The sequence below is a fragment of the Streptomyces sioyaensis genome, assembly GCF_004122735.1.
Classification (GTDB): domain Bacteria; phylum Actinomycetota; class Actinomycetes; order Streptomycetales; family Streptomycetaceae; genus Streptomyces; species Streptomyces sioyaensis.
On record NZ_SDIF01000186.1, the window covers coordinates 1 to 8,676 of the forward strand.

Here is an 8,676-nt window from a genome sequence, read left to right on the forward strand (position 1 = left end):
GCCGCAGCCGGCACCGGCCGTCGTGGCGGCGTCCGCCGCGGCGGACGCCGGCGGGGCGGGCGCCGCGGCGGACGCCGCCACGACGGCCGGTGCCGGCTGCGGCCGGGCCCGCCGGGACGTCCGGGTCTTCTTGTGGCGCCCCTTCCGCACGAGTTCGCCGCGGCGCCGCACGATCGGCAGCCGCCGCGGATCGGCGTACGGCTCCGGCGCCGGCAGGATCACCGGCCGGCTCTCGGCCACCGGCTCCGGTGCCGTACGGATCAGTGACCGCAGCCAGCCGCTCAGCTCCTCGAAGTCCGGACGGTCGGCGGGATCCTGACGCAGCAGCGACTCGACGACGGGACGCAGCGCCCCGCATTCCTCGGCGACCGCGGGCGGCCGGGAGCAGACCAGCTGCGCCAGTTCGACGGCGCTGTCCTCCGGGAACGGCGGCTGCCCCTGCACGCACCGGTACAGCAGCGCACCGACCGCCCACAGATCGGTGGCCGGACCGACCGGCGGCGCCAGCTGCCACTTCTCATGGACCGGTCCGGCCTGCTCCGGCGCCCAGCGCTCGGTGACCGGGCCGACCACCGTCAGCCGCGCCTGCCGCGCCCGCTCGGCGGCGAGCCCGGCGCTGGGACGGCCGAAGGCGGTGGCAGTGCCGGTGCCGGTGCCGTCCGCCGCGGGCGGCTCGTCCGGGGCGTCCTTGCTCAGCGAGGTCTTGACGGCGGAACCGCCCGCCGGGGAACCGCCCGTCGCCGAACCGCCTTTCCCGGAACCACCCGTGGCGGCTCCCTCCCGGCCGTCCACTGCCGCGCCGCCCGGTGCGGTGCCGCCCGGTGTGGTGCCGCCCGGTGTGGTGCCGCCCGGTGTGGTGCCGCCCGGTGTGGTGCCACGCTCCGCCGGCCCCTCCGGTGCCGCCGCGGCCCGCGGGGTCCCGGCCGCGGCGGACGCCTGGTCTCCGCACAGCGCCTCCTGGGCCGCGCCCGCCGCCAGGCCGGTCAGGATGGCCCGGCCGTCGTCGCAGACCAGGACCGTACGGGCGGTGATGTTGCGGTGCAGCCAGCCGTCCGCGTGCAGCACCCGCAGCGCGGTCAGCAGATCCGCGGCGATCTCCGCGGCGCGGTGCGGGGACAGTGCCCGCTCGGCGAGCAGCGCGGACAGCGGGCGGGCGGCGAGGAGTTCCGCGACGACCCACAGGCTGCCGTCCTGCACGAAGACATCGAAGACCTGCTCCAGCCGGGGGTGGTCGGCCAGCTGGGCCGCCGTCGTCGCGGCCTCCAGCGCGCGCCGCGCGGCCGGGTCCCGGGGACTGCGGTCGGCCGCCGACGCACCCGCCGCCCGCCCACCGCCCGGGCGCCCGCCGCCGTAGCCGCCCTCGGCCGGCCCGGCCGTCTTGGCCCCCACGACCTCCGCGTCCACGACCTCCGGCAGCGGCACCTGACGGAGCAGCACCTCCTGGCCGCTGAACGTGTCAAAGGCCCGGGTCTCGGCGAATTCGTCCTCGCCGAGGGGCCGCAACGGAAGGCGGTATCTCTCGGCGAGCACCCTTCCCGCGTACTCGTCCACGACGCCTCCCCGCAGCGCGCACTGTGTCTGCCGTCGCGCGCCGGATCCGCCCATCGGCGCCGGCGCCTCCGGTCACTTCCGGTCGCATTCCCGCCGATTGCGGATGCGTACGGTCTTCGCCGTCTCACGATACGTCCCGGCGCCGGAGCGCGCGGCCCGCTCGGCCCAACGACGCGCGCCCCGTCCGTTCTTCACCCGGACCGTCCCTCAGTCCTTCAGCGCGAAGGTATTGAAGGCGGTATTGATCAGCTGCTGACACGCCTTGTCCGACCAGGCGTCCGCCTTGCAGGTGATCATGATCGCGTAGCCGTGGTTGTCGTCGGCCCGGAAACCGCGGTCGAGGACCCGCACCTTCTGCCCGCTCTGCCGGCGGGTGAACGACCAGTCGGCGACCGTCGGGTAGTTCCGCCACTTCACCGACTTGATGCCGATGAGGTGGTAGTCCTCGCTGGAGCCGCGCACGGCCGGCTCCAGGCTGCGCCAGGAGGCCGCCGCGTCGGAGCCGGGCTTGGCGTTGTAGTCGATCTGGATGCGCGGGAATCCGCCCGAGGCGCTGTAGATGGCGCCGGAGCCCTCGCCCGCGGTGCCGGTCTGTTTGAAGCCCTTGGGCATCGCCATACGGAAGTGGAACGCGCCGTTGGTCAGCTCGGCGAAACCGTCCGGCACCGCCTTGCCGTCCTTACCGTCCGCGCCGTCCCCGGGGTCCGCGGCGCCCTTGTCGCCGGCCGGGGTGACCCCCGTCGACTGCGGGGCGGGCTCCCCGGCGGATTCCTTCGTGGTGTCCCCGCCGGTCCCGGCCGACGCCGCCTCGGGCTTCGCCCGGCCCGCGGACGACGCCTTGGCCTGCTTGCCGGCCCCCTTGCCGTGGGTCTGCGTGGCGTCGCCGCCGCTGAGCGCAATGGCCAGCACCGTGCCCAGCACCGCCAGGGCGACGACCACGGCCACGATGATCAGCGTGCGGCGCGGGACGACATCGGTCACCGACGCGCGTGCGGACGGGCGGTTGCCGTCGCCGGGCCGGGCCTCCAGGCGGGCCCTCGCGGCGGCGGCCGCGGTGCGCACGGCCTCCAGGGCGCCGCGCATCCGCTCCTTGGCGGCCTCGACGTCGAACCCGGGGCGGGCGCCCGCCCCGCGGTCCGCCTCGGCGACGGCCGGGGCCTTACGGTCCGCCGTCGCCGGCTCGGTGCCGGCGGCCTCCGGGGCGGCCGATCCGGAAGCCTTCTCCGGGCGCCCGGTCCGCGCCGGTGCGCTCGCCGCGGCCGCCTTGCCGGAGGCGGCCGGGCTCTTGTCCGCGGTGGAGCCGCCGGAGCTGCTCTCGCTCGTGGCCGCCGGCTCCGTGACCGGCGCGGCGGCCGGCTTCGCCTTCGGCTTGCGCGCCGGCCGCGCCTTCGCGGCGGGCTTCGGGGCGGCCTTGGGCTTCGACGCGGCCTTGGGCTTCGCCTCCGCCCGCTCCTTGGGCACCGTAGGCAGCACCATCGCCCGGGTCTCGTCCAGCGGGGGCTCGGGCTTCCGGGCCTCGGGGGCGTGCACCACATCCAGCAGCAGCGCCCGGGCACCGGCATCGTCCAGCCGGCCCGCCGGGTCCTTCACCAGCAGCCCGTAGATGGCCTCTTCCAGGACGCCGGCGCTCTTCGGCGGCTCGACCGGCTCGGTCATCACCGCCGTCAGCGTGGCGATCGCCGAGCCCTTGTCGTACGGCGGCACGCCCTCGACGCAGGCGTACAGCAGCCCGCCCAGCGACCACATGTCGGCCGGCGGGCCCGGCTTCTGGCCGCGGGCGCGCTCGGGGGAGATGTAGGAGGGGGCCCCGACGAGCATGCCGGTCGAGGTCACGGAGGGGTCGCCCTCGACCTGGGCGATACCGAAGTCGGTCAGCACGACCCGGCCGTCGTCGGACATCAGGACGTTGGACGGCTTCACATCGCGGTGCAGGATGCCCTCGGCGTGGGCGGCGCGCAGCACATCGAGCACGGCCAGGCCCACCTCGGCGGCGCGGCGCGGGGTGAGCGGGCCGTCGTCCCGGACGACCTCGGCCAGCGAGCGGCCCTCGACCAGCTCCATCACGATCCACGGGCGGTCGTCCTCGTCGACCACGTCGTAGACCGTCACGGCGCCGTTGTTCCGGATCCGGGCGATCGCCTTGGCCTCGCGGAGCGTACGGGTGATCAGACGACGCTTCTCGTCCTCCTCGACCCCGCCCGGGAAGCGCAGTTCCTTGACTGCGACCGTACGGCCCAGGACCTCGTCGCGTGCCCGCCATACGGTGCCCATACCGCCACGGCCGAGAACATCGGCGAGCCGGTACCGGCCGGCGAGCAGCCTGCCCTCCTTGCCGTCCATCTCGACCTCGTCACCCACTGAATCCCCTCTGCAATCCAGTCGAGTTGGCAGCTTCGACATCCCATCGATCACCAAACTGACCCAACTCGGACAACCCACCCTGGCAGAGCCTTCATTCTCCCTCATCCGGAGCCATGCGGAAGGCCCGGGTCGGTGCCGGACAACACCTGGCACCCGTCATGATGGCCCGAACGAACGGGAGTCCCGATGACGATGCGCCCGCCGTGCCCGGCCCCGGCCGGTGGCCCGCGCCCGGCCGGCCGCCGCCGCGCCGCGGTCCCAGCGGGCCTGCTGGCCGCGCTGGCCCTGACGGCCTGCACCGCCCGGACCGACGCCGCCCTCTCCCCACCTGCGGCGGTCACCCACCGGTCGCCGGCGGCGGGGACGACGGCGCCCGCACCGCGCCATCCGGCCGACGACGGGGCGGTGTCCGCACCGCGCCGCCCGGCCGACGACGTGGCGGAGTCCGCACTGCACCGGCTGGTCACCGACGGGGCGCCGGGCGCCGCCTCGCTCGCCACCCGCGGCGGCGGCTCCTTCGCCGCGCGGTTCGCCACCACCGGGGTGGCCGATCTGCACAGCGGCCGCAGGATCGGTCCGCAGGACCACTTCCGGGCCGGCTCCATCACCAAGACCCTGGTCGCGACGGTGATCCTGCAACTCGTCGCCGAGGGCAGGCTGACCCTGCACGACAGCGCCGCGGCCCACCTCCCACCGGGCGTACCGACCAGGGCGAAGGGCGACGGCAGCGACCTGCGACGGGTGACGATCCGCCAGCTGCTGGACCATACGAGTGGTTTGTTCAACTACACCGCGGACCCCCGGCTGTCCCGGCAGCTGGGCGGCGCGGGCTTCGGCGCCCACCGCTACGACAGCCACACCCCGGGCGAGCTGCTGCGGATCGCGCTCAACCATCCGCCGGTGGCCCCACCGGGCACCCGCTACGCCTACTCCAACACCAACTACCTCGTCCTCGGCCTGGTCATCGAGGCGGTCACCGGGCACCCGTACGCCGCGGAGATCCGCCGCCGCATCCTCGTCCCCGCCGGGCTCGGCCACACCTCCTTCCCCGGCACCGACCCCGTACTTCCCGAGCCGCACGGCCGCGGTTACGCCCGGATCGGCCACCGCCGCGTCGATGCCACCTCCCTGGACCCCAGCCGGGCCGGGGCGGCCGGGGAGATGATCACCACCCTCGGCGATCTCAACCGCTTCTTCTCCGCGCTGCTCGGCGGGAAGATCCTGGCACCGCGCCAGATGGCCGAGATACGCAACGGGAAGGGCACCGGCGGCACCTACGGCCTCGGCCTGTACGCCACCGCGCTGCCCTGCGGCGTCACGGTCTGGGGTCACGACGGCGACATCAACGGCTCCTACACCCGGACCGCGGGCACCGCCGACGGCCGTCAGGTCGTCAGCTTCCGCGTCAACACCGCCCCCTTGCCCGACCCGGCGCACGGCACCGCCGTCCTGACCGCGGAGTTCTGCGCCCGCCGGCCCACCGGCAACCGGCCCGCCCCCTAGGGACACCGCCCCGCGGCCTACAGGGGCACGATGTCCGGCGCCCCCAGCCGCGCCGCATCCGCCGTCAGATCGTCCGGCTGGCGCTGCGATTCACGCTCCGCCTCGACCCGCTTCTGGTAGTGCGCGATCTCCTTCTCGACCTGGTCGCCGTCCCAGCCCAGCGCCGGTGCGATCAGCTCGGCCACCTCCCGGGCGCTGCGGGCGCCGCGGTCGAAGGTCTCGATGGAGATCCGGGTGCGCCGGGTCAGGACGTCGTCGAGATGCCGGGCGCCCTCGTGCGTACAGGCATAGACCGCCTCGGCCCGCAGATAGTCGTCCGCCGCCGTCAGCGGTTCGCCCAGCGACGGGTCGGCGACCACCAGCTCCAGCAGCTCCTCGGCCAGCGAGCCGTAACGGTTCAACAGATGCTCGATGCGCGCCACATGCAGCCCGGTGCGCGCCGCGATCCGGGCCCGCGCGTTCCACAGCGCCCGGTACCCCTCGGCACCGACCAGCGGCACGTCCTCGGTGACACACTCCGCGACCCTCTGATCGAGCCCGTGCACCGCCTCGTCGACCGCGTCCTTGGCCATCACCCGGTACGTCGTGTACTTGCCGCCGGCGACCACGACCAGCCCCGGCACCGGATGCGCGACGGTGTGCTCCCGCGACAGCTTGCTGGTGGCGTCCGACTCCCCCGCCAGCAGCGGCCGCAGCCCGGCGTAGACACCCTCCACGTCGTCCCTGGTCAGCGGCGTCGCCAGCACCTCGTTCACATGCTCCAGCAGATAGTCGATGTCCGCGCTGGAGGCCGCCGGGTGCGCCTTGTCGAGATCCCAGTCCGTGTCCGTCGTCCCCACGATCCAGTGCCGCCCCCACGGAATGACGAACAGCACGCTCTTCTCGGTCCGCAGGATCAGCCCGCTCGTCGAATGGATCCGGTCCTTCGGAACAACCAGATGAATCCCCTTCGACGCCCGGACGTGGAACTGCCCGCGCTCCCCGATCAGCGCCTGGGTGTCGTCCGTCCACACCCCGGTGGCGTTGACGATCTGCCGCGCCCGGATCTCGTACTCGCCGCCCCCTTCGACGTCCTCCACCCGCGCGCCGACCACCCGCTCGCCCTCGCGCAGAAAGCCCACCACCCGCGCCCGGTTGGCGACCGCCGCACCGTAGGACGCCGCGGTCCGCACCATCGTCGCCACATAGCGCGCGTCGTCCATCTGCGCGTCGTAGTACTGCAGCGCACCGACCAGCGCGCCCTTCTTCAGGCAGGGCGCGGCCCGCAGCGCCCGCTTCTGCGAGAGATGCCGGTGTACGGGCAGGCCGCGGCCGTGCCCCGACGAGACCGACATCGCGTCATACAGCGCCACCCCCGCGCCCGCGTACCAGCGCTCCCACGCCTTGTGCTGCAACGGGTACAGAAACGGCACCGGCTTGACCAGATGGGGCGCCAGCCGCTCCAGCAGCAGCCCCCGTTCCTTCAACGCCTCTCGGACCAGCGCGAAGTCCAGCATTTCCAGATACCGCAGACCGCCGTGGATGAGCTTGCTCGACCTGCTGGACGTGCCCGAGGCCCAGTCCCGCGCCTCGACGAGTCCGGTGGACAGCCCGCGGGTCGCCGCGTCCAGCGCGGTCCCCGCGCCGACGACTCCCCCGCCGACCACAAGGACGTCCAGCTCCCGTTCCGCCATTCGGGCGAGCGCCTCGGCCCGCTGCGCCGGTCCCAGTATCGCTGTCTGCACCGCTGCCTCCCGCTGTGCTCGGGGCCATACCCGCCGTCCGTCGATTCTGTCCGCGCTGCGTTCCGCTATCCACCCTCCGCTGATGAACGGCAACACCCCGCCGCCTTGATCCACCAATCCCTATTCTGGGTCAAATATCCGCTTAGTCTACTTATGCGCCATCCGCATACGTCATGCGCACACGTCATTCGCAGTCGCTCGGGAAGGACGGCCGCAGCATGCCCGCAGATCTCGCCGTCATCGGACTCGGTCACCTCGGCCTCCCCCTCGCCCAGGCCGCCACCACCGCCGGCATCAGCACCCTCGGCTACGACCCCGACCCGCACACCGCCGCCCTCTCGGGCGCCGACGGGCCGCTGTCCGCCACCGAACTCCGCCGCCTGCTCTCGGCCGGCTTCCGCACCACCACCGACCCCACCGCCCTCGGCCGGGTCCGCACCGCCGTCATCTGTGCGCCCACCCCACTCGGCGAGGACCACACCCTGGACCTGGGCTGCATCGCCGACGCCGCCCGCACCCTGGCCGCACAGCTGCGCCCGCACACCACGGTGATTCTCGAATCCACCGCGTACCCCGGCACCACCGAAGAATTCCTGCGCCCCCTCCTGGAGGAGGGCTCCGGCCTCACCGCCGGGCGCGATTTCCACCTCGCCTGCTCCCCCGGCCGCCTCGACCCCGGCAACCGCACCCACGGCATCGCCAACACCCCCAAGGTGATCGGCGGCCTCACCCCCGCCTGCACGGAGGCGGCCGCCGCCTTCTACAGCCGCCTCACCGACAAGGTCGTCCGCGCCCGCGGCCCCCGCGAGGCCGAGACCGCCAAGCTGCTGGAGACCAACTACCGCCACATCAACATCGCGCTGATGAACGAGATGGCGGTCTTCTGTCATGACATCGGCGTCGACCTGTGGGACGTCATCCGCTGCGCGGAGACCAAACCGTTCGGCTTCCAGTCCTTCCGCCCCGGCCCCGGCGTCGGCGGCCACGCCGCCCCCATCGACCCCAACTACCTTGCCTACAACGGCCGTTCACCGGGCCACCCGCTCCGCATGGTGGAACTGGCCCAGGAAGTCAACGGCCGGATGCCCCGCTACGTCATCCAGCGCTGCGCCACCCTCCTCAACCACCACGGCAAATCCGCCCGCGGCGCACGGGTCCTGCTGCTCGGCGTCACCTACAAGCCGGACATCGCCGACCAGACCGGCTCCCCGGCCCGCGAGATCGCCTCCCGCCTGCGGGAACTGGGCGCCCACCTCACGTACCACGACCCGTACGTCCCCCAGTGGAACGTCCTCGACCGCCCCGTCCCCCGCGCCGACTCCCTCTACGAAGCGGCAGCCGCCGCCGACCTGACGATCCTGCTCCAGGCCCACCGCACGTATGACCTCCAGGGCCTTTCGGTGAAGGCCCAGCTCCTCCTGGATACGAGGGGCGCCACTCCTGCGGGTGTCGCCCATCGGCTTTGAAGCCTGGCGGCCTGGCGTACGTACTCGGCTGCGGCGCCGTGTGATTCGCCTTCGGCGGGGTGGGGTGGGTG

At 73.7% G+C, this 8,676-nt stretch carries 5 protein-coding genes; 2 read left to right on the forward strand and 3 right to left on the reverse strand.

Features of this window, described 5'->3' with window-relative positions:
• Together EST54_RS35765 and EST54_RS31910 are read right to left on the reverse strand one after the other, a co-directional pair.
• On the reverse strand, positions 1-1,551 hold a 1,551-nt coding region (locus EST54_RS35765), incomplete at its 3' end, for a protein kinase (RefSeq protein ID WP_244942656.1).
• Positions 1,552-1,758: 207 nt separating this feature from the next.
• The gene (locus EST54_RS31910; protein WP_129251183.1) at positions 1,759-3,891 is read right to left on the reverse strand and encodes a serine/threonine-protein kinase; all 2,133 of its coding nucleotides are present in this window, start codon (positions 3,889-3,891) and stop codon (positions 1,759-1,761) included.
• A gap of 207 nt (positions 3,892-4,098) precedes the next feature.
• On the opposite strand from EST54_RS31910, the gene EST54_RS31915 reads away from it, so the two are divergent.
• The gene (locus EST54_RS31915; RefSeq protein ID WP_129251180.1) at positions 4,099-5,415 is read left to right on the forward strand and encodes a serine hydrolase domain-containing protein; all 1,317 of its coding nucleotides are present in this window, start codon (positions 4,099-4,101) and stop codon (positions 5,413-5,415) included.
• Positions 5,416-5,432: 17 nt separating this feature from the next.
• Here the strand turns inward: EST54_RS31915 and EST54_RS31920 are convergent, their stop codons facing one another.
• Positions 5,433-7,139, reverse strand: a complete 1,707-nt coding sequence (locus tag EST54_RS31920; protein ID WP_129251181.1) for a glycerol-3-phosphate dehydrogenase/oxidase — start codon at positions 7,137-7,139, stop codon at positions 5,433-5,435.
• Positions 7,140-7,357: 218 nt separating this feature from the next.
• Between EST54_RS31920 and EST54_RS31925 the strand changes: the two genes are divergently transcribed.
• The gene (locus EST54_RS31925; RefSeq protein WP_129251182.1) at positions 7,358-8,605 is read left to right on the forward strand and encodes a nucleotide sugar dehydrogenase; all 1,248 of its coding nucleotides are present in this window, start codon (positions 7,358-7,360) and stop codon (positions 8,603-8,605) included.
• Positions 8,606-8,676: the final 71 nt, after the last annotated feature.

Coding starts and splice junctions, on each gene's coding strand:
- EST54_RS31910 (WP_129251183.1), bottom strand. CDS start 3,891: ATGGACGGCAAGGAGGGCAGGCTGCTCGCCGGCCGGTACCGGCTCGCC.
- EST54_RS31915 (WP_129251180.1), top strand. CDS start 4,099: ATGACGATGCGCCCGCCGTGCCCGGCCCCGGCCGGTGGCCCGCGCCCG.
- EST54_RS31925 (WP_129251182.1), top strand. CDS start 7,358: ATGCCCGCAGATCTCGCCGTCATCGGACTCGGTCACCTCGGCCTCCCC.